The sequence below is a fragment of the Burkholderia sp. RF2-non_BP3 genome, assembly GCF_001522185.1.
Taxonomy (GTDB): Bacteria; Pseudomonadota; Gammaproteobacteria; order Burkholderiales; family Burkholderiaceae; genus Burkholderia; species Burkholderia diffusa.
In genome coordinates this window covers 1-19,376 of sequence record NZ_LOSU01000011.1, presented here as the reverse complement: position 1 = coordinate 19,376, position 19,376 = coordinate 1, and the positions used below count along the sequence as shown (strand labels likewise).

16 protein-coding genes are annotated in these 19,376 nt (G+C 66.6%); 13 read left to right on the top strand and 3 right to left on the bottom strand.

Annotated features, from left to right (window positions below; translation table 11 throughout):
• Positions 1 to 17 precede the first annotated feature (17 nt).
• The 7 genes from hflK (at position 18) to WS45_RS04540 (ending at position 8,012) form a co-directional block, all read left to right on the top strand.
• Entirely contained in the window at positions 18 to 1,367 is a 1,350-nt protein-coding gene (hflK, locus tag WS45_RS04570; RefSeq protein ID WP_059693228.1) for an FtsH protease activity modulator HflK, read from the top strand.
• A 15-nt stretch (positions 1,368 to 1,382) separates the two neighbouring features.
• Positions 1,383 to 2,282, top strand: coding sequence for a protease modulator HflC (gene hflC, locus WS45_RS04565; protein ID WP_059698474.1), 900 nt, complete (start codon positions 1,383 to 1,385; stop codon positions 2,280 to 2,282).
• A gap of 36 nt (positions 2,283 to 2,318) precedes the next feature.
• The gene (locus tag WS45_RS04560) at positions 2,319 to 2,510 is read left to right on the top strand and encodes a DUF2065 domain-containing protein (protein ID WP_009687995.1); all 192 of its coding nucleotides are present in this window, start codon (positions 2,319 to 2,321) and stop codon (positions 2,508 to 2,510) included.
• Positions 2,511 to 2,611: 101 nt separating this feature from the next.
• Positions 2,612 to 3,760, top strand: coding sequence for an ATP phosphoribosyltransferase regulatory subunit (locus WS45_RS04555; RefSeq protein ID WP_059693226.1), 1,149 nt, complete (start codon positions 2,612 to 2,614; stop codon positions 3,758 to 3,760).
• A 113-nt stretch (positions 3,761 to 3,873) separates the two neighbouring features.
• Positions 3,874 to 5,220, top strand: coding sequence for an adenylosuccinate synthase (locus WS45_RS04550; RefSeq protein ID WP_059693224.1), 1,347 nt, complete (start codon positions 3,874 to 3,876; stop codon positions 5,218 to 5,220).
• 8 nt (positions 5,221 to 5,228) lie between these two features.
• Entirely contained in the window at positions 5,229 to 5,825 is a 597-nt protein-coding gene (locus WS45_RS04545; RefSeq protein ID WP_059698472.1) for a phosphoribosyltransferase, read from the top strand.
• A gap of 273 nt (positions 5,826 to 6,098) precedes the next feature.
• Complete coding sequence (locus tag WS45_RS04540) at positions 6,099 to 8,012, top strand: potassium transporter Kup (protein ID WP_059693222.1); 1,914 nt, start codon at positions 6,099 to 6,101, stop codon at positions 8,010 to 8,012.
• Positions 8,013 to 8,124: 112 nt separating this feature from the next.
• Here WS45_RS04540 and WS45_RS04535 read toward each other — a convergent pair whose 3' ends face one another.
• Positions 8,125 to 10,449: a Tex family protein gene (locus WS45_RS04535; protein ID WP_059526047.1), complete on the bottom strand. Its 2,325-nt coding sequence runs from the start codon at positions 10,447 to 10,449 to the stop codon at positions 8,125 to 8,127.
• 160 nt (positions 10,450 to 10,609) lie between these two features.
• On the opposite strand from WS45_RS04535, the gene WS45_RS04530 reads away from it, so the two are divergent.
• The 3 genes from WS45_RS04530 (at position 10,610) to WS45_RS04520 (ending at position 13,954) form a co-directional block, all read left to right on the top strand.
• On the top strand, positions 10,610 to 11,362 hold the full coding sequence (locus WS45_RS04530) for a hypothetical protein (protein WP_059698470.1): 753 nt from the start codon (positions 10,610 to 10,612) through the stop codon (positions 11,360 to 11,362).
• A gap of 77 nt (positions 11,363 to 11,439) precedes the next feature.
• Positions 11,440 to 11,655, top strand: a complete 216-nt coding sequence (locus WS45_RS04525) for a YdcH family protein (RefSeq protein WP_006755091.1) — start codon at positions 11,440 to 11,442, stop codon at positions 11,653 to 11,655.
• Between the two features lie 55 nt (positions 11,656 to 11,710).
• The gene (locus WS45_RS04520) at positions 11,711 to 13,954 is read left to right on the top strand and encodes an ATP-dependent DNA helicase (protein WP_059698468.1); all 2,244 of its coding nucleotides are present in this window, start codon (positions 11,711 to 11,713) and stop codon (positions 13,952 to 13,954) included.
• 81 nt (positions 13,955 to 14,035) lie between these two features.
• Here WS45_RS04520 and WS45_RS04515 read toward each other — a convergent pair whose 3' ends face one another.
• Entirely contained in the window at positions 14,036 to 14,860 is an 825-nt protein-coding gene (locus WS45_RS04515) for an outer membrane protein assembly factor BamD (protein ID WP_059698466.1), read from the bottom strand.
• Between the two features lie 41 nt (positions 14,861 to 14,901).
• Between WS45_RS04515 and WS45_RS04510 the strand changes: the two genes are divergently transcribed.
• The 3 genes from WS45_RS04510 (at position 14,902) to phaC (ending at position 19,200) form a co-directional block, all read left to right on the top strand.
• Positions 14,902 to 16,110: an RluA family pseudouridine synthase gene (locus WS45_RS04510; protein ID WP_059693216.1), complete on the top strand. Its 1,209-nt coding sequence runs from the start codon at positions 14,902 to 14,904 to the stop codon at positions 16,108 to 16,110.
• 6 nt (positions 16,111 to 16,116) lie between these two features.
• Positions 16,117 to 16,956: a peptidoglycan editing factor PgeF gene (gene pgeF, locus WS45_RS04505; protein WP_059698628.1), complete on the top strand. Its 840-nt coding sequence runs from the start codon at positions 16,117 to 16,119 to the stop codon at positions 16,954 to 16,956.
• A gap of 369 nt (positions 16,957 to 17,325) precedes the next feature.
• Positions 17,326 to 19,200: a class I poly(R)-hydroxyalkanoic acid synthase gene (gene phaC, locus WS45_RS04500; protein ID WP_059698464.1), complete on the top strand. Its 1,875-nt coding sequence runs from the start codon at positions 17,326 to 17,328 to the stop codon at positions 19,198 to 19,200.
• Here phaC and WS45_RS35860 read toward each other — a convergent pair.
• The coding region (locus WS45_RS35860) for a hypothetical protein (protein ID WP_218921626.1) at positions 19,179 to 19,376 on the bottom strand (198 nt) is incomplete at its 5' end. The two genes, phaC and WS45_RS35860, sit on opposite strands and share 22 nt — an antisense overlap.

The window sequence follows — 19,376 nt, the reverse complement described above, 5'->3', positions numbered from 1 at the left end:
CTGGTGAACAAACTCTGGTGAACGAATACAACGAGCGGAGTACCTGGCGGCGGATGCGCGCCTTGCTGTCGATCAACGATCCCCGCTGGGGGCGCGGCGAAGGCAAGGGCAACGACGGATCCCGTCCGCGTGCGAATGAATCGAAGCGTCCGCCCGGTGGCGACGGTGACGGTCCGCCCGATCTCGACGAGATGTGGCGCAACTTCAACCGGCGTCTGAGCGGCCTGTTCGGCGGCAAGGGCGGCAACGGCTTCCGGCCCGACAATGGCCGGGCCGCGCGCGTCGGCGTCGGCATCGTGATCGGCGTGCTGGTCGCGGTCTACGCGGGCAGCGGGCTGTTCGTCGTGCAGGACGGCCAGACGGGCGTCGTGCTGCAGTTCGGCAAGCTGTCCGGCACGGTTGGCCAGGGCGTGCACTGGCGCGCGCCGTATCCGTTCGCGTCGCACGAGATCGTCGACACGTCGCAGGTCCGTTCGATCGAGATCGGCCGCAACAACGTCGTGCGTCTCGCGAACGTGAAGGAAGCGGCGATGCTGACGCGCGACGCCGACATCGTCGACGTGCGTTTCATCGTCCAGTATCGGATTCGTTCGGCAACCGACTACCTGTTCCGCAGCGTCGATCCGGAGCGCAGTGTGTCGCAGGCCGCCCAGGCCGCGGTGCGCGCGATCGTCGGCACGCGCAGCGCGGCCGACATGCTGAACCAGGATCGCGATGCACTGCGCGAGCAATTGTCCGCCGCGATCCAGCGCGATCTCGATCGCTACCAGTCGGGCCTCGAGATCACGGCCGTCACGATGCAGAGCGTCGCGGCGCCCGAGCAGACGCAGGCCGCGTACGCCGAAGTCGCGAAGGCGCGCGAAGATCGCGAGGCCGCGAAGCGTGCCGCGCAGGCCTATGCGAACGACCTGCTGCCGAAGGCGCAGGGCAATGCCGCGAAACTCGCCGACGAAGCGAAGGCGTATGCCGATCGCGTGGTCACGGAGGCAGAGGGCGACGCCGACCGGTTCAAGCAGGTCTACGCACAGTATTCGAAGGCGCCCGCGGTGATCCGCGAGCGGATGTACCTCGAGACGATGCAGGAAATCTATTCGAACGCGACGAAAGTGTTCGTCGGCAACAAGGGTGGCAACAGCGTCGTGTATCTGCCGCTCGACAAGCTCGTCGAGCAGGGGCGGCAAGATGCCGCGAATGCCACGACGCCTGCCGGTGCATCCGCGCCCGTCGCGGCGTCGGCCCCGGCCGCCGCTGCGTCGAGCGCACCCGCGAGCGCGGCTTCGGGCGCAGCGGCGCCCGCACCGGGCAGCGACGTGCTGCGGTCGCGCGAAGCGTTCCGCAGCCGCTCGCGTGAAGACGATACGAAGTAACGGAGAGCGCAGAACATGAACCGAATCATTGCGCTCGTCGTCGCAATCGTGATCGCCGCCTTCGCGGCGTCGTCGACCGTCCTGACCGTCGACCCGCGCCACACTGCCGTGCTGTCGGGCCGCGACGGCGCGCAACCCGAACTCGCGGGCCCCGGCATTCATTTCAAGCTGCCGCCGCCGCTGCAAACGGCGACGCTGATCGACACGCGCCTGCAATCGCTCGAGTCGTCGGATCCGCTGCAACTGGCGACCGAAGACAAGCACGACCTGCTCGTCGTGTATGCGGTCAAGTACCGGATCAGCGATCCGATGAAGTATTTCACGGCGACGGGCGGCGACCCGGCGGCCGCCACCGAGCGTCTGGCCGGCGCGCTGAAGAGCGCACTCGGCGACGCGTTCGGCAAGCGTGCGCTCGACGACGCGCTCGGCGGCCAGCGCGACATCGCCAATGCGGCGCGCGAGGCGGTGCGCGCGAAGGCGTCGGGCTTCGGCGTCGACGTGGTCGACGTGCAGTTGACGCGCGTCGACTTGCCGGCTGCGCAGACGGATGCCGTCTATCAGCGGATGATTGCCGCGCTGCGCGACCAGGCCGCACGGGTGCGCGCGGATGGCGCCGCCGATGTCGAGCAGATCAAGGCCGACGCGGAACGCGAACAGCAGGCAGTGCTCGCGAATGCGTACAAGTCCGCGCAGACGATCAAGGGCGAGGGCGACGCGAAGGCCGCGTCGATCGCCGCCGATGCGTTCGGCCGCGATCCGCAGTTCTACCAGTTCTACGCGAGCCTGCAGGCTTACCGGAATACCTTCAAGCGCAACGACATCATCGTCGTCGACCCCGACAGCGAGTTTTTCCGTTTCATGCGCAGCCCGACGGGCGGTGCCGCACCGGCGGCACCCGCTCCCCGCAAACACTGACCTTGGGGCGCCGCGTCGAGCGGCGCCGTCGCTCGCATGGATTTGGCTGGCTCGTTGTTGCTCGCGGTAGCACTGATGCTGATCATCGAGGGGGCGTTCCCCTTCGTGTTTCCCGTCGCCTGGCGCGACACGTTTCGTAGAATAGCGGAGCGGCCGCCGCATCATATCCGGATCGGCGGGCTCATCGTGATGGCGCTCGGGCTCGTCCTGCTGCTGCTCGCCACCTGATCCGGACGGCGCACCCGCCGTTCGTTCCGCCCGATTTCCGATTTCCGATTCATCTCGCGGCGCGCGTGTCGCGCCCTGTTTCCTGTCGTAGGACCGTAACGATGTCGACCTGGTTACTTCCCGAGAATATCGCCGACGTACTGCCGTCGGAAGCGCGCAAGATCGAGGAGCTGCGCCGCAGGCTGCTCGATCGCTTCCGTTCGTACGGCTACGAAATGGTGATGCCGCCGCTGCTCGAATATCTCGAGTCGCTGCTGACGAGCGGCGGCGCCGACCTGCGCTTGCGTACTTTCAAGCTAGTCGATCAGTTGTCGGGCCGCACGCTCGGCCTGCGCGCGGACATCACGCCGCAGGTTGCGCGTATCGACGCGCACCTGCTGAACCGCCAAGGCGTGACGCGTCTCTGTTATGCGGGCCACGTGATGCATACGCGTCCGCGCGGTCTGCATGCGACGCGCGAGCAGATCCAGATCGGCGCCGAAATCTACGGACATGCCGGACTGGAAGCCGATCTCGAGATCCAGCAGCTGATGCTCGACGCGCTGCATCTCGCGGGGCTGTCGCGGATCCGTCTGGATCTGTGCCACGCGGGCGTGCTCGCGGCGCTGCTCGCACGCGACGCGCAGGCCGCCGAGCGCGGCGAGGCGCTCTACGACGCGCTGTCGGGCAAGGACGTGCCGCTGCTGAACGAACTCACCGACGATCTCGGCGCCGATACGCGCGCGGCGCTGCGGACGCTGCCGCATCTGTACGGCGACGCGAGCGTGCTCGACGAGGCACGTGCACGCCTGCCGGTGCTGCCCGAGATCACGCGCGCGCTCGACGATCTTGCGCAGCTCGCGGCGCAGGCGAAGGGTGTCGAGGTGGCGATCGATCTCGCCGATCTGCGTGGCTACGCGTACCACAGCGGCGCGATGTTTACGGCGTACATCGACGGCGTGCCGAACGCGATCGCGCGCGGCGGCCGTTACGACCACGTGGGCCAGGCCTACGGTCGCGCCCGCCCGGCGACGGGCTTCTCGCTCGATCTGCGCGAGCTTGCGCGGATTTCGCCGATCGAGGCGCGCGGTACCGCGATTCTCGCGCCGTGGGCACAGGACGACGCGCTGAGCGCGGCCGTTGCGGCGCTGCGCGATGCGGGCGAGGTCGTGATCCAGGCGTTGCCGGGGCATGACCACGTGCTCGACGAGTTCGCCTGCGACCGTTCGCTTGTCGAGCGTAACGGCGCATGGGTGGTCGAACCCCGTTAAACAGAGGTTCGCGGGCCGTCGTTCGACGTGCATATCGTTGAAGCGAAACGGAAAAATTCGGAATCGCCCGCGAACATAGGTAGAATACGTTTTTAACCAGCTAACGAATCAACATGTCTGCCAGCGCAGTGAACGTGACTCCCGGGCGCAATGTCGTCGTCGTGGGAACGCAATGGGGTGATGAAGGCAAGGGCAAGATCGTCGACTGGCTGACGGACCACGCTCAGGGCGTCGTGCGTTTCCAGGGCGGTCACAACGCCGGCCACACCCTCATCATCGGCGGCAAGAAAACCATCTTGCGCCTCATTCCGTCGGGCATCATGCGTGAAGGCGTCGCCTGCTACATCGGCAACGGCGTCGTCCTGTCCCCCGAGGCACTGTTCAAGGAAATCGGTGAGCTGGAAGAGGCCGGCGTGAACGTGCGCGATCGCCTGTTCATCTCCGAAGCCACGACGCTGATCCTGCCGTACCACATCGCAATCGACCAGGCGCGCGAAGCGCGCAAGGGCGCCGGCAAGATCGGTACGACCGGCCGCGGCATCGGCCCCGCGTACGAAGACAAGGTCGGCCGCCGCGCGCTGCGCGTGCAGGACCTGTTCGACGCGAAGACCTTCGCCGACCGCCTGCGCGAAAACCTCGATTTCCACAACTTCGTGCTGACCCAGTACCTGGGTGGCGCGGCCGTCGATTTCCAGGCCACGCTCGACACGATGCTCGGCTATGCCGATCGCCTGAAGCCGATGGTGGCCGACGTGTCGCGCCGCCTGTACGACGCGAACAACGCCGGTCAGAACCTGCTGTTCGAAGGCGCGCAAGGCACGCTGCTCGACATCGACCACGGCACCTATCCGTTCGTCACGTCGAGCAACTGCGTCGCGGGTGCGGCATCGGCCGGCGCCGGCGTCGGTCCGCAGAAGCTGAACTACATCCTCGGCATCACGAAGGCGTACTGCACGCGTGTCGGCTCGGGTCCGTTCCCGAGCGAGTTGTACGACGCGGACAATCCGCAGCGCCAGGACCAGATCGGCGTTACGCTGGCGAACGTCGGCAAGGAATTCGGCTCGGTCACCGGCCGTCCGCGCCGCACCGGCTGGCTCGACGCAGCGGCGCTGCGCCGCTCGATCCAGATCAACGGCGTGTCGGGCCTGTGCATGACGAAGCTCGACGTGCTCGACGGCCTCGATGAAGTCAAGCTGTGCGTCGGCTACAAGATCGACGGCAAGGATGTGGACATCCTGCCGCGCGGTGCCGCCGACGTCGCGCGCTGCGAGCCCGTGTACGAAACGTTCGCCGGCTGGAAGGAAAGCACCGTCGGCATCAAGACGTGGGACGCATTGCCGGCGAATGCTCAGGCATACCTGACCCGTGTCCAGGAAGTGGCCGGCGTGCCGGTCGACATGGTTTCGACGGGGCCGGATCGCGACGAGACGATCCTGCTTCGCCATCCGTTCAAGGTGTAATTCTCAGCATGACGCAGCAAATCACGATGACGGCGGCAGACTTGATGACCGATCCGCGCAACGACGACAAGAACCTGTGGGTAGGCTGGGACGAATACCATCGTCTGATCGAGTTGCTTGCGCTCCAGGTGCATGCATCGGGCTGGAAGTTCGACCAGATCCTGTGCCTCGCGCGCGGCGGTCTGCGCGTCGGCGATCAACTTTCGCGCATCTACGACGTCCCGCTCGCGATCCTCGCGACGAGTTCGTATCGCGAAGCGGCCGGCACCGAGCAGGGCGAGCTCGACATCGCGCAGTACATCACGATGACCCGTGGCAACCTCGAGGGCAACGTGCTGCTGGTCGACGATCTCGTCGATTCGGGCGTTACGCTCGCGCGCGTGCAGGAGCACCTGAAGGAGCGTTATCCGGCGGTCAAGGCCGTGCGCTCGGCGGTGCTCTGGTACAAGGGTTGCTCGAAGGTCAAGCCTGACTATCACACGCAGTATCTGCCGACGAATCCGTGGATTCATCAGCCGTTCGAAGAGTGGGACACGGTTCGTCCTCACAATCTCGAGGCGTGGATCAAGCGCGGTCGCGCGCAGCGCGACGGCTCGGGCGTGTGAGCGGCCGGTCGATCGAAGGAAAGCCTTGTACGGCGCCGCTTGCGGCGCCGTTTTTTATTGCAGCAGCGGGCCGGTGAGCGCCACAATCGGTGTTCGCGGTAGGCAGACGGCGCGTCCCCGGCTATGATGGCAGCCCTGCCACAGCTTGCGCGGGATTGCATGCGCGGCGTGGATCACGTGGCTTCAGGGCAACAGGGCAGGACGGTTTTTCAGGGGGGCGCGAGTAGAATAGCGCTCGTTTTGTCCGAACCGGACCCGATTATTAAGCTTCATATGAACGACACGATCCAGGCGACCGACGCAGCCCATGCGCATTCGACGCACCAACATTCGATGCGGGCGCTTGCGATAGCGGCCATCGGCGTCGTGTTCGGCGATATCGGCACGAGCCCGCTGTATTCGCTGAAGGAGGCGTTCAGCCCCGCACACGGCATTCCGCTCACCGAAGGCTCGATTCTCGGGGTGATCTCGCTGCTGTTCTGGGCGATCATCCTGGTGGTCGGCATCAAGTATCTGCTGTTCGTGATGCGTGCCGACAACAACGGCGAGGGCGGCGTGCTCGCGCTGATGGCGCTGTCGCTGCGGCCGCTGGACTCGAAAACCCGCGTCGCGGGCGCGCTGATGGCGCTCGGGATCTTCGGCGCGTGCATGTTCTACGGCGACGCCGTGATCACGCCGGCGATTTCCGTGATGTCGGCGGTCGAAGGTCTGGAGATCGCGACGCCGCACCTGTCCCATCTCGTGATGCCGATCACGATCGTGATTCTGATCGCGCTGTTCTGGATCCAGCGTCACGGTACCGCGATGGTCGGCAAGCTGTTCGGGCCGATCATGGTGCTGTGGTTCATCGCGATCGCGGCGCTCGGCGTGTATCACATCGTGCGCGTGCCGGGCATCATCGCGGCGATCAACCCGTATTACGCAGCGTCGTTCATGTCGGAGCATGTGCTGCAGGCCTATGTCGTGCTCGGTTCGGTCGTGCTGGTGCTGACCGGCGCGGAAGCGCTCTACGCGGACATGGGCCACTTCGGCGCGAAGCCGATTCGCCTCGCCGCATACGGGCTCGTGATGCCGTCGCTCGTGCTGAACTACTTCGGCCAGGGCGCGCTGCTGATCCAGAACCCGAAGGCGATCGAGAACCCGTTCTTCCTGCTGGCGCCGGAATGGGCGCTGCTGCCGCTCGTCGTGCTGTCGACGGTTGCGACCGTGATCGCTTCGCAGGCCGTGATCTCCGGCGCGTATTCGCTGACGTCGCAGGCGATCCAGCTCGGCTACGTGCCGCGCATGAAGGTGCTGCATACGTCCGAATTGGCGATCGGCCAGATCTACGTGCCGGTCGTGAACTGGCTGCTGCTGTTCGTGATCCTCTGCATCGTGATCGGCTTCAAGAGCTCCGACAACCTCGCCGCAGCATACGGTATCGCGGTGACGGCGACGATGGTGATCACGACCGTGCTCGCGGCCGTCGTGATGGTGAAGGTGTGGAAGTGGAACCGGCTGCTCGTCGGCGCGATCATCGCGGTGTTCCTCGCGGTCGACCTGGGCTTTTTCGGCGCGAACCTGCTCAAGGTCGCGCAGGGCGGCTGGCTGCCGCTCGGCATCGGCGCGCTGTTGTTCTTCCTGTTGATGACCTGGTACACGGGCCGCCACATCGTCAAGGAGCGTACGGCTGCCGACGGTATCCCGCTCGAGCCGTTCCTGCAGGGGCTGCTCGCGCATCCGCCGCACCGTGTGTCGGGCACCGCGATCTACCTGACCGGTAACGACAAGCTCGTCCCCGTCAGCCTGCTGCACAACCTGAAGCACAACAAGGTGCTGCACGAGCGGACCATTTTCCTGACGTTCGTCACGCGCGACATCCCGTATGTGCGCGACGACAAGCGCCTGAGTGCGCGCGACGCGGGCGGCGGCCTGTACATCGTCAAGGCCGAATACGGCTTCAACGAGACGCCGGACGTGAAGGCCGTGCTCGAGGAATTCGGCCGCACGCACGACATGACGTTCGAACTGATGGATACGTCGTTTTTCCTCGCGCGCGAAACGGTCGTACCGACGCATCTGCCCGGCATGTCGATCTGGCGCGAACGCGTGTTCGCATGGATGCATCAGAACGCGGCGAAGCCCACCGACTTCTTCTCGATCCCGGCGAACCGCGTGGTCGAGCTCGGCACCAAGATCGAAATCTGACCGGCACGCGGGCCGCACATGCGGCCCATGCCGGTCCGGCCGCGCTTGCCGAGGCCATGAAAAAGCCCGCCTTCCGGCGGGCTTTTTTCGTTCGTCGACGGCCTTCGCGTGCTCAGCGCTTCAGCTTCGCGAACGCCGCGGCCATCGCGCCGGCCGGTTCCGGCTCGCGCGAACGCTGGGGACGGGCCGCGCCGCGGCCGGCATTGCCGCGATCCTGACCGGCGCGCGGCGCCAGGCCCGGTGTGGCCGCTTCGTCGTCCAGGCGCATCGTCAGCGAAATGCGCTGACGCTTCACGTCGACGTCGAGCACCTTGACCTTGACGACCTGGCCGGCCTTCACGACTTCGTGCGGATCCTTGATGAACTTCGTCGACATCGCGGACACGTGGACGAGGCCGTCCTGATGCACGCCGACATCCACGAATGCGCCGAACGCCGCGACGTTCGTCACGACACCTTCAAGCAGCATGCCCGGCATCAGGTCGGACACCTTTTCGACGCCGTCACGGAACGTTGCGGTCTTGAATTCGGGGCGCGGGTCACGACCCGGTTTTTCGAGTTCGGACAGGATGTCGCGCACGGTCGGCAGGCCGAAACGTTCGTCGACGAATTCGGCCGGCGACAGGCCGGACAGCGCATCGCGGCTGCCGAGCACGTCGTCGATCCGCTTGCTGATCTTCGCGAGGATCCGTTCGACGACCGGATAAGCCTCCGGGTGGACCGACGAGCGGTCGAGCGGATTCTCGCCGCCGTTGATGCGCAGGAAGCCGGCTGCCTGCTCGAAGGTCTTGTCGCCGAGGCGCGGCACCTTGCGCAGGTGATCGCGCGACGGGAACGGCCCGTTCGCGTCGCGGTAGTCGACGATGTTGCGCGCGAGCGTGGCGTTCAGGCCAGAGACACGCGCGAGCAGCGCGACCGACGCGGTGTTCGCGTCGACGCCGACCGCGTTCACGCAATCCTCGACCACCGCATCGAGCGAGCGGGCGAGTTCGCGCTGGTTCACGTCGTGCTGGTACTGGCCGACGCCGATCGCCTTCGGCTCGATCTTCACGAGCTCGGCGAGCGGGTCCTGCAGGCGGCGGGCGATCGACACGGCGCCGCGCAGCGACACGTCGAGTTCCGGGAATTCCTTTGCGGCCAGCTCGGACGCCGAGTAGACCGACGCGCCGGCTTCCGACACGACGATCTTCTGCAGCCGCAGTTCCGGATGCTTCGAGATCAGCTCGCTCGCGAGCTTGTCGGTTTCACGGGACGCGGTGCCGTTGCCGATGCTGATCAGCTCGGCCTGCGTCTGCGCGGCGATGCGCGCGAGCTTCGCGAGCGAGCCGTCCCAGTCGCGGCGCGGCTCGTGCGGGTAGATCGTATCGGTCGCGAGCAGCTTGCCGGTGCGGTCGACCACGGCAACCTTCACGCCCGTGCGCAGGCCGGGGTCGAGACCGATCACGGCCTTCGGGCCGGCCGGCGCGGCCAGCAGCAGGTCCTTCAGGTTGCGGGCGAACACTCGGATCGCTTCGGCTTCCGCCGTTTCGCGCAGTTGCGTGAGCAGTTCGTTCTCGATGTGCGGCTGCACCTTCACACGCCAGCACCAGCGGCACACGTCCGACAGCCACTTGTCCGCCGGGCGGCTCTGGTTCGCGATCCCGAAATGGCGCGCGATCATCGCTTCGCCGGGATGCGGGACTTGCGCGTCGAGTTCCTCGCCGAGCCCGAGCTTGACGGTCAGCACGCCGGCATTGCGACCGCGGAACAGAGCCAGCGCGCGGTGCGACGGGACCGTCCGGATCGTTTCCGCGTAGTCGTAGTAATCGCGGAACTTCTCGCCTTCCTCGTTTTCCTTGCCTTCGACGACTGCGGAGGATACGACGCCCTGGCTGTGCAGGTAGTCGCGCAGCTTGCCGAGCAGTTCGGCCGTTTCGCCGAATTGTTCGGACAGGATGTCGCGCGCGCCGTCGAGCGCGGCCTTCACGTCGGCGACGCCCTTGTCGGCATCGACGTACGCGGCGGCTTCCGTCTGCGGGTCGAGCAGCGGATTCGCGAGCAGCGCCTGCGCGAGCGGCTCCAGGCCGGCTTCGCGCGCGATCTGCGCGCGCGTGCGGCGCTTCGGCTTGTACGGCAGATAAAGGTCTTCGAGCACCTGCTTGCTGTCGGCCGCGTCGATCGCGGCGCGCAGTTCGTCGGTCAGCTTGCCCTGTTCGTCGATGCTCGACAGGATCGCCGCGCGGCGGTCCTCGAGCTCGCGCAGATACAGGAGGCGTTCCTCGAGCTGGCGCAGCTGCGTGTCGTCCAGGTTGCCGGTCACTTCCTTGCGGTACCGGGCAATGAACGGAACGGTCGAGCCTTCGTCGAGGAGTTGCACTGCCGCCGCGACCTGGCGCGGCTGGACGGACAGTTCGGTGGCGATGCGCTGTACGATCTTGAGTGCTACGGTTTCCGTCATGTCGTGGATGATCTGCCTGCTGAAATCGCGGCGCGGGCCGGCAGGCCGCGCGGCGCGGGCTGCTAGACGGGCCCGCCGGACCAGATGCCGCGGGTGAGTGAAGCGGGGCATTTTGCCATAAATGGCGGAGCGTCCAGCCGGGGGTGATAGAATTTGACACATGTCCCGCAGCTTTCCTACGACGTTGCCAACTTCCCGCATTTCTCTCGTCGCGCTCGGCGCAGCGCTTGCCGCGGCTTTGTCCGCCGGGTCTACCGTCGCGTACGCACAGGCATCGGGCGCAACCGCGCCGGACGCCGCAGTGGCCGCGCCCGTCGCCCCCCCCGCCACGCAGGATTTTGACGCCCGTCAAAAAGTGCTCAATCAACGTTCCGCGGAAAACGATTATCGTTATGCCGTGGCGGAGCACGATTGCTACAGCAAGTTCTTTGTCAATCATTGTCTCGGCAATGCGCGCGACCGGATGCGCGAGGAGCGGGCGAGCATCCGTCAGGAGCAGCTCGCGCTCGACGACGAGCAGCGCGCGGTGCGGGCGCAGCAGCGCGACCAGCAGCAGGCGTTGAAGCAGGCGCAGAATGCGGCGGAAGCGCCGCAGCGCGCGGCGAACGATGCGGCGAACGCGGCTGCGTTCCGCGACAAGCAGGAGCAGAATGCACTGAAGCAGGCGCAGCGCGGCGCCGAGGGGCCGCAGCGCGCCGCGAACAAGCAGGCATACGACCAGAAGCAGGCAGACTTCCAGCGCAAGCTCGACCAGGCGCGCCAGCAGGGCGCGCAGAAGGCGCAGGAGCGGGCGGACAACGCCGCGCGCTACGAGCAGAAGCAGAAGGAAGCCGCGCAGCACAAGGCCGATGTCGAGCGGCGTCAGCAGGAAGCGGCCGACAAGGCCAAGCAGCAGCAACAGCAGGGGCAGTAACGTGTTGGATTGATCCGGAGTCAGTCTCGTGCGTGCCGGCACGCCAGTCGGCGCGCTGCTTCGATGAGGAGGCGCATATGCAAAACCGTCCCACGGAACAGCAGCAGGAATTGCACAACCGTTTGGCTGCATTGCAGGAGCAGCACCAGCAGCTCGCTCGGGAGATCGAGCTGAAGGAAGGACACTCCGACATCGACGACATCACGCTGCACCGGCTGAAGAAGGAAAAGCTGGCGGCCAAGGACAAAATCATTTTGCTGCAATCGCAGCTGGAACCGGATAAGCGCGCCTGAGCGCGGCCTGGCAAGCGCCGGCGCCGCCCGGGCGCTGGACACAGGAACGCTTGCCTTGAATTCACCGCTTGAAGCCAACCCCGATGCCCGGCGTGACGCGTCGTCCGCCGGGCGCGTTCGTGCGCCCGAAGGCACCTTCGAGCTGAGCCGCAAGCGCGTCGACGAACTCGACACGATCTTCGGCGACGGCGGATTGCTCGCGCGCGCGCTCGACGGCTATCACCCGCGTCAGTCGCAAATCGAGATGGCGCGCGCGGTCGCGTCCGCGATGGAGGCGTCCGCGCGCCGGATGCCCGAGCCGGAAATCTTCGAGGCCCGCAAACGGCCGGCACGCCGCCTCGGCGAAGGCGACAAGGCGGCCGAATCCGCCGCGGAGGGGGCTGCGGTCGAAGCCGACGGCGACGCCGGCGACAACACGCTGATCGTCGAGGCCGGCACCGGTACCGGCAAGACCTATGCGTATCTGGTGCCCGCGATGCTGTGGGGCGGCAAGGTGATCGTGTCGACCGGCACGAAGCACCTGCAGGACCAGTTGTTCCAGCGCGACATCCCGACGGTGCGCAACGCGCTCGCGGTGCCGGTGACGGTCGCGATGCTCAAGGGCCGCTCGAACTACCTGTGCCATTACTACCTGCAGCGCACGGCCGACAACGGCCGCCTGCCGTCGCGCCAGGACACCGCGTATCTGCAGGAAATCGTCCGGTTCGCCAAGGTCACGAAGAGCGGCGACAAGGCCGAGCTCGCGAGCGTGCCGGAGACGGCACCCGTGTGGTCGATGGTCACGTCGACGCGCGACAACTGCCTCGGCCAGGAGTGCCCGCATTACAAGGAGTGCTTCGTGATGCAGGCGCGCCGCGAGGCGCAGCAGGCGGACATCGTCGTCGTCAACCATCACCTGTTCTTCGCGGACATCATGCTGCGCGACACAGGGATGGCCGAACTGCTGCCGAACGCGAACACGGTGATCTTCGACGAAGCGCACCAGCTGCCGGAGACGGCCACGCTGTTCTTCGGCGAGACGCTGTCGACCACGCAGATCCTCGAACTCGCGCGCGACACGGTCGCCGAAGGCCTGAGCCATGCGCGCGATGCGGTCGAGTGGGTGAAGCTCGGCGGCGATCTCGAACGTGCGGCGCGCGACCTGCGTCTCGCGTTCGCGAACGACCAGATCGTGCGCATGTCGCTCGCGCAACTGGGCGACGATCACCCGATGTTCGGCGCGCTCGACGCGCTCGAAGTGGCGCTCGATGCGCTTGCCTCGGCGCTCGCGAGCCAGGCCGAGCGGGCGGAGTCGCTCGGTGCGTGCCTGCGGCGCGCACGCGAGCTGCAGGACCTGCTCGCGGGCTGGGTCGCGCCCGGCGCGGCGGAAGCGGCCGCGAAGGCCGATGCCGCGGCCGCCGGCGACAAGGCGGCCACCGACGACCCGAACGAGAAGGTGCGCTGGGTCGAAGTGTTCGCACATACCGTCCAGTTGCACGAGACGCCGCTGTCGGTTGCGCCGATTTTCGCGAAGCAGCGTGCCGGCGTGCCCCGCGCGTGGGTGTTCACGTCGGCGACGCTGTCGGTGCGCGGCGACTTCACGCACTACGCGGCCCAGATGGGCCTCAGCTCGCGGCGCTCGATGACGCTCGCAAGCCCGTTCGACTATCAGACGCAGGGCCTGCTGTATGTGCCGCGCAACTTGCCGCAGCCGTCGTCGCCGGCGTTTACCGATGCCGTGTTCGATGCCGCGTTGCCGGCGATCGAGGCATCGGGCGGCGGCGTGTTCATGTTGTGCACGACGCTGCGCGCGGTCGACCGGATCGCGTCGAAGCTGCGCGACGTGATCGAGTCGCGCGGCTGGAACACGCCGCTGCTGGTGCAGGGCGATGCCAGCCGTACCGAACTGCTCGATCGGTTCCGTTCGTACGGCAATGCGATTCTCGTCGGCAGCCAGAGCTTCTGGGAAGGCGTCGACGTGCGCGGCGACGCGCTGTCGCTCGTCGTGATCGACAAGCTGCCGTTCGCGCCGCCCGACGATCCGGTGCTGGCCGCGCGGCTCGATGCATTGACCAAGAAGGGCTTGAGCCCGTTCGCGGTTCACCAACTGCCCCAGGCCGTGATCACGCTGAAGCAGGGCGCGGGCCGGCTGATTCGCGCGGAGACGGATCGCGGCGTGCTGATGATCTGCGACACGCGGCTCGTCGACAAGCCTTACGGTCGGCGGATCTGGCAGAGCCTGCCGCCGTTCAAGCGCACCCGCGAGATCGCGGTCGTGCAGGACTTCTTCGACGAGCATCGCGCGGCAAAACGCGCGTGACCGCGCTGCCGCCTGCTGCGGGCGGCACCAACAAGAAACCCGGCTCGATGGCCGGGTTTTTTGTTGGTGCTTGGGCGTCGCTCAGAACTGCCACCACGACTTCTTCGTGCCGGGGCGCGAATGGCCGGTGATGTACGGGCTGTCCGGGAAGGTTCCGGCGAGCACGCGCTTCGTGTCTTCCGCGAGTTCCGGCTGGTTCAGCTTGCCGTACGACAGGATCATGATGTGCAGCGCGTCCTCGATCGCCGGCGCGCCCTTGTAGTCCTTGATCGCGAGCTGCGCACGGTTGATCGCCGCGACATAGGCGCCGCGCCGATAGTAGTAGTCGGCCGCGTGCACTTCGTGCGAAGCGAGCGCGTTGACGATGTAGCGCATCCGGGCGGCGGCGTCGGGCGCGTACTTGCTCTTCGGGAACCGGTCGACGACGACCTTGAACGCGTCATACGATTCGCGCAGTGCCTGCGGATCGCGCTCGCTCATGTCCTGGCCGGAGAAGCGGCCGAACAGGCCCAGATCGTCGTTGAAGTGGATCATCCCCTTCAGGTAGTACGCGTACGGGATGTCCGGGTGATCCGGATGCAGCTGGATGAAGCGGTCGACGGCCTGGTCGGCGGCTGCCGCTTCGTTGTCCTTCCAGTTGCAGTACGCGACGTTGATCTGCGCCTGTTGCGCGAAACGGCCGAACGGATCGCGACCTTGCAGCGATTCGAAATATTTCGCGCACTTGCCCCAGTCGCCGCCGGACAGTGCGTCCTGGGCCTCTGAGTATAATTTGTTGTTCGACCAGGTAGCCGTCTCGTCCTGCTTCTGCGGCAAGCCGTGGCAGCCGGCGATGAGGGCCGCGGCCGCTACCACCGCAGCTCGGGCGGCGACGGTTTTGGCCGTACGTTTGGTCGAATTCATCATGCTCGCATGTCCTAGCTTCAAGTCTCGGTGACCCAGTCTAAATGACCCGTTCAAGTTCGCAGAATGCCCCGCGGGGCAAGTCAAATCGCGAAGATTATAGCCCAAGCGATCGGCCCGCCGACGCTGCGTCGGGGGATTCTCCCGACGACGATCTCGCTGCAGACGCGATGCAGCCGCCTGTCGTGCCGTCCGCGGCGGCCGACGAAGCGCCGCGCGTCGTCGAAGTGCCGCTGTCGCTCGCGGGTGAGCGCCTCGATAAAGCGCTGGCCCAACTGTTCCCCGAATTCTCCCGCAGCCGCCTGCAGAGCTGGATCGAGGCGCAGCGCGTGCTGGTCGACGGCGCGCCGGCGAAGATCCGCCAGCCGGTGCCGCTCGGCGCGAGGATCGAGCTCGTGCCCGACCTGCTGCCCGAGCAGCTGGCGTTTACGCCGGAGCCGGTGCCGCTCGACGTGATCTACGAGGACGACGCGCTCGTCGTCATCAACAAGCCGGCGGGCCTCGTCGTCCACCCGGCTGCCGGCAACTGGAGCGGCACGATCCTCAACGGCCTGCTGCATCGCTACGGCGACGCGGCGGCCGGCCTGCCGCGCGCGGGCATCGTGCACCGGCTCGACAAGGAGACGTCCGGCCTCATGGTGGTTGCGCGCACACTCGCCGCGCAGACCGACCTCGTGCGCCAGCTGCAGGCACGCACGGTGAAGCGCCGCTATTTCGCGCTCGTCTGGGGCATGATGCCCGAAGACGGCACGATCGACGCGCCGATCGGCCGCGATCCCCGCGAGCGCACGCGCATGGCCGTCGTCACCGGCGCGTCGGGCAAGCCCGCGCGCACGCATTTCCGCACGGTTGACACATGCATGTGGCAACGTCAGCCGGTGTCTGCGATCCAGTGCGATCTCGAAACCGGCCGCACGCATCAGATCCGCGTGCACTGCTCGCATGTCGGGCATCCGCTGCTCGGCGATCCGGTGTATGGGCGCGCGCGCGGCAAGCGCTCGGTCGCGCCGCTGCCGGGCGGGTTCGCGCGGCAGGCGCTGCACGCCTGGCGGCTCGGCCTCGTGCATCCGGTGACGGGCAAGACGATGCAGTGGCGTTGTCCGTTGCCGGACGACATGAACGCGCTCGTCGCGGCGCTGGGCTTCGGGCAGGGCGACGAGGAATTCGACGATGAAGACGGTGTCTACGACGATGACGATTTCGCCGGCGATTATCAGGATCACGACGACGATTACGACGATGAGGAGGAGTGAGTGCCGATGACGAACCTGGCGCCGTTGACGTGGCAGGACTGCGTGCAGCCCGACTGGCAGGTGGCGCCGCGCGTGCGTGCGCTGATCACGACGCGCGACGGCGGCGTGAGCGAGGGCCCGTACGGGCGCTGGCAGGACGGCGCCGCGTTGCCGGGCGGGATGAATCTCGGCCTGCATACCGGTGACGATCCGGCCCATGTCGCCGCGAATCGCGCGCGCTTGCTCGCGTTGGCGGGCCAGTCGCGAGCGGCATGGCTCGAACAGGTTCACGGCGCGCGGATCGTGTGCGCGGACGAGGTGATCGAGGCCGCGCCGGGTGCCGAGGCGCCCGTGCAGGCCGACGCGAGCGTGACGGACCGCGCGGGCGCGGTCTGTGTCGTGATGGTCGCGGATTGCCTGCCGGTGCTGTTGTGCGACGCGCGGGGTCGCGCGGTGGGTGCCGCGCATGCTGGCTGGCGGGGGCTCGCGGCCGGCATCGTCGAGCAGACCGCGGCTCGCGTCGCGGCACTCGCTGGCGGCGCGACGGATGAACTCCATGCGTACCTCGGGCCCGCGATCGGCCCGCGGGCATTCGAAGTCGGCGCCGATGTGCGCGAGGCGTTTCTCGACACGGCTCCGCAGTCGGAGCATGATGAGACGCGGCAAGCGTTCGTCGCGATCGACGGCGCGCCCGGCAAGTATCTCGCCGACCTCTATGCGCTTGCGCGCCTGCGCCTCGCGCGTGCAGGCGTGGCGCACGTGAGCGGCGGGACCGCCTGCACGGTCACCGAACACGCGCGCTTCTATTCGTACCGGCGCGACCGCGTGACCGGCCGCATGGCGGCGGCGATCTGGCTGGCAGATTGACGGCTGACCGCGCGCGTTAGCGCGCGGCTTGGTTTGTTGCGCTGCGAAATCGGTTATTCCGATATTGGCGCGGCAATGCGGCGTTGCATGGACAACCGAATGAATAATCGCGAAGTCAAGTCGATCAAAATGTTTTATGTTTCGCCGGAAGCCTTGTCCCGCTTGTTGCGCACGGATTATCTCCGAGCAGAAATGTTCGGTGGTTTGACGCAGTGCTTCACATGGGGAAAACGATAATGATAAAAATACCGCACTGCGGCAGAATCTGGAGACGCCTCTCCAGAGCATGACGGCCCGGCTCGCAGCCGGCACGCCGCGCGCGAGCAGGATTTCACGATTGACGCTCACGAATCACCGGTAAGGCAGGTAATGACAGCATCGAAAAATTCGTCGACGTCCGCTCAGGCGGGCACTTCCGCAAGCAGCACCGGATTCGACCAGGCTACCCAGCCGATGCAGCAGATGTTCGAGGCATGGCTGAACGCCTGGCGCGGTTTCGCCGATCCGGCGCGAGCCGCAACGGCGGCGACCACCGCGAATCCGTTCGCCGCATTCCAGTTCCCGACATCCGTTCCGTTCCAGATGCCGTCGATGCCCGATCTGGGCGCCTTCGGCGGCCTGGCTTCGCCGTTCGCGGGACTGAAGCTGCCGGTGGCCGCGATCCCGCCGGAGCGGCTCCAGAAGCTGCAGGCCGACTACGCGCGCGATTGCATGACGCTGATGCAGCAGGCCGCCGCGGCGAAGCTCGAGTCGCCTGAACTGAAGGACCGCCGCTTCAGCGCGGATGCGTGGAAGGCTTCGCCCGCGCATGCGTTCGCCGCGGCGTGGTATCTGCTCAACGCGCGCTACCTGCAGGAACTGGCCGACGCGCTCGAGACCGATCCGAAGACGCGCGAACGTATCCGTTTCTCCGTCCAGCAATGGACCGCCGCCGCCGCGCCGAGCAACTTCCTGGCGCTCAATCCCGATGCACAGAAATCGATCCTCGAGACGCAGGGCGAAAGCCTGCGGCAGGGGATGATGAACCTGCTCGGCGACATGCAGCGCGGCAAGATTTCGCAGACCGACGAATCGCAATTCGTGGTCGGCAAGAACCTCGGGTGTACCGAAGGCTCGGTCGTCTACGAGAACGACCTGATCCAGCTGATCCAGTACGCGCCGAAGACGGACAAGGTGTTCGAGCGGCCGCTCCTGATCGTGCCGCCGTGCATCAACAAGTTCTACATCCTCGACCTGCAGCCCGAGAATTCGCTCGTCGCGCATGGGCTGTCGAACGGCCATCAGGTGTTCCTCGTGTCGTGGCGCAACGCCGATGCGTCGGTCGCGCACAAGACGTGGGACGACTACATGAACGAAGGGCTGCTCGCGGCGATCGACGCCGTGCAGCAGATCAGCGGCCGCGAGCAGATCAACACGCTCGGCTTCTGCGTCGGCGGCACGATGCTCGCGACCGCGCTGTCGGTGCTCGCCGCGCGCGGCGAACATCCGGCCGCGTCGATGACGCTGCTGACCGCGATGCTCGATTTCACCGACACCGGCATCCTCGACGTGTTCGTCGACGAGGCGCACGTGCAGATGCGCGAGCAGACCATCGGCGGCAAGAACGGCGCGGCACCGGGGCTGATGCGCGGCGTCGAGTTCGCGAACACGTTCTCGTTCCTGCGGCCGAACGACCTCGTGTGGAACTACGTCGTCGACAACTACCTGAAGGGCCGCACGCCCGCCGCGTTCGACCTGCTGTACTGGAACAGCGACTCGACGAGCCTGCCGGGCCCGATGTACGCGTGGTACCTGCGCAATACCTATCTCGAGAACAAGCTCCGCGTGCCGGGCGCGCTGACCGTGTGCGGCGAATCCGTCGACCTGTCGCGCATCGACGTGCCGACCTTCATCTACGGGTCGCGCGAGGATCACATCGTGCCGTGGCAGACGGCCTACGCGTCGACGTCGATCCTGACGGGCCCGTTGAAGTTCGTGCTCGGCGCGTCGGGCCACATCGCGGGCGTGATCAATCCGCCGGCGAAGAAGAAGCGCAGCTACTGGGTCAACGACAACGATCTGCCCGAATCCGCGGACGACTGGTTCGCCGGCGCGACCGAGCAGCCGGGCAGCTGGTGGACGACCTGGGTCGAGTGGCTCGACCAGTACGGCGGCCGCAAAGTGGCGCCGCCCGCCAAGGCCGGTTCCGCGCAGTTCCCGGTGATCGAACCGGCGCCGGGTCGCTACGTGTTGCAGCGCGATTGACGAAAGACGGACAGCGGCGCACGCTGTCCGGTGCACCGCAGTTTTTTTAACAGGGCCGGTAGCGATGCGCCGTGTCGTGCGGGCCTGGAGGAAAGGGAAATGACGGACGTAGTGATCGTATCGGCCGCGCGGACCGCGGTCGGCAAATTCGGCGGCTCGCTCGCGAAGATCGCGGC

What these genes read in the sequence shown, in the direction of transcription:
- phaC (WP_059698464.1), top strand. Translation starts at nt 17,326, where the DNA reads ATGACAGCATCGAAAAATTCGTCGACGTCCGCTCAGGCGGGCACTTCC.
- WS45_RS04540 (WP_059693222.1), top strand. Translation starts at nt 6,099, where the DNA reads ATGAACGACACGATCCAGGCGACCGACGCAGCCCATGCGCATTCGACG.
- WS45_RS04535 (WP_059526047.1), bottom strand. Translation starts at nt 10,449, where the DNA reads ATGACGGAAACCGTAGCACTCAAGATCGTACAGCGCATCGCCACCGAA.
- hflC (WP_059698474.1), top strand. Translation starts at nt 1,383, where the DNA reads ATGAACCGAATCATTGCGCTCGTCGTCGCAATCGTGATCGCCGCCTTC.
- pgeF (WP_059698628.1), top strand. Translation starts at nt 16,117, where the DNA reads ATGACGAACCTGGCGCCGTTGACGTGGCAGGACTGCGTGCAGCCCGAC.
- WS45_RS04550 (WP_059693224.1), top strand. Translation starts at nt 3,874, where the DNA reads ATGTCTGCCAGCGCAGTGAACGTGACTCCCGGGCGCAATGTCGTCGTC.
- WS45_RS04545 (WP_059698472.1), top strand. Translation starts at nt 5,229, where the DNA reads ATGACGCAGCAAATCACGATGACGGCGGCAGACTTGATGACCGATCCG.
- WS45_RS04555 (WP_059693226.1), top strand. Translation starts at nt 2,612, where the DNA reads ATGTCGACCTGGTTACTTCCCGAGAATATCGCCGACGTACTGCCGTCG.
- WS45_RS04510 (WP_059693216.1), top strand. Translation starts at nt 14,902, where the DNA reads ATGACCCGTTCAAGTTCGCAGAATGCCCCGCGGGGCAAGTCAAATCGC.
- WS45_RS04530 (WP_059698470.1), top strand. Translation starts at nt 10,610, where the DNA reads ATGTCCCGCAGCTTTCCTACGACGTTGCCAACTTCCCGCATTTCTCTC.
- WS45_RS04525 (WP_006755091.1), top strand. Translation starts at nt 11,440, where the DNA reads ATGCAAAACCGTCCCACGGAACAGCAGCAGGAATTGCACAACCGTTTG.
- WS45_RS04560 (WP_009687995.1), top strand. Translation starts at nt 2,319, where the DNA reads ATGGATTTGGCTGGCTCGTTGTTGCTCGCGGTAGCACTGATGCTGATC.
- WS45_RS04515 (WP_059698466.1), bottom strand. Translation starts at nt 14,860, where the DNA reads ATGATGAATTCGACCAAACGTACGGCCAAAACCGTCGCCGCCCGAGCT.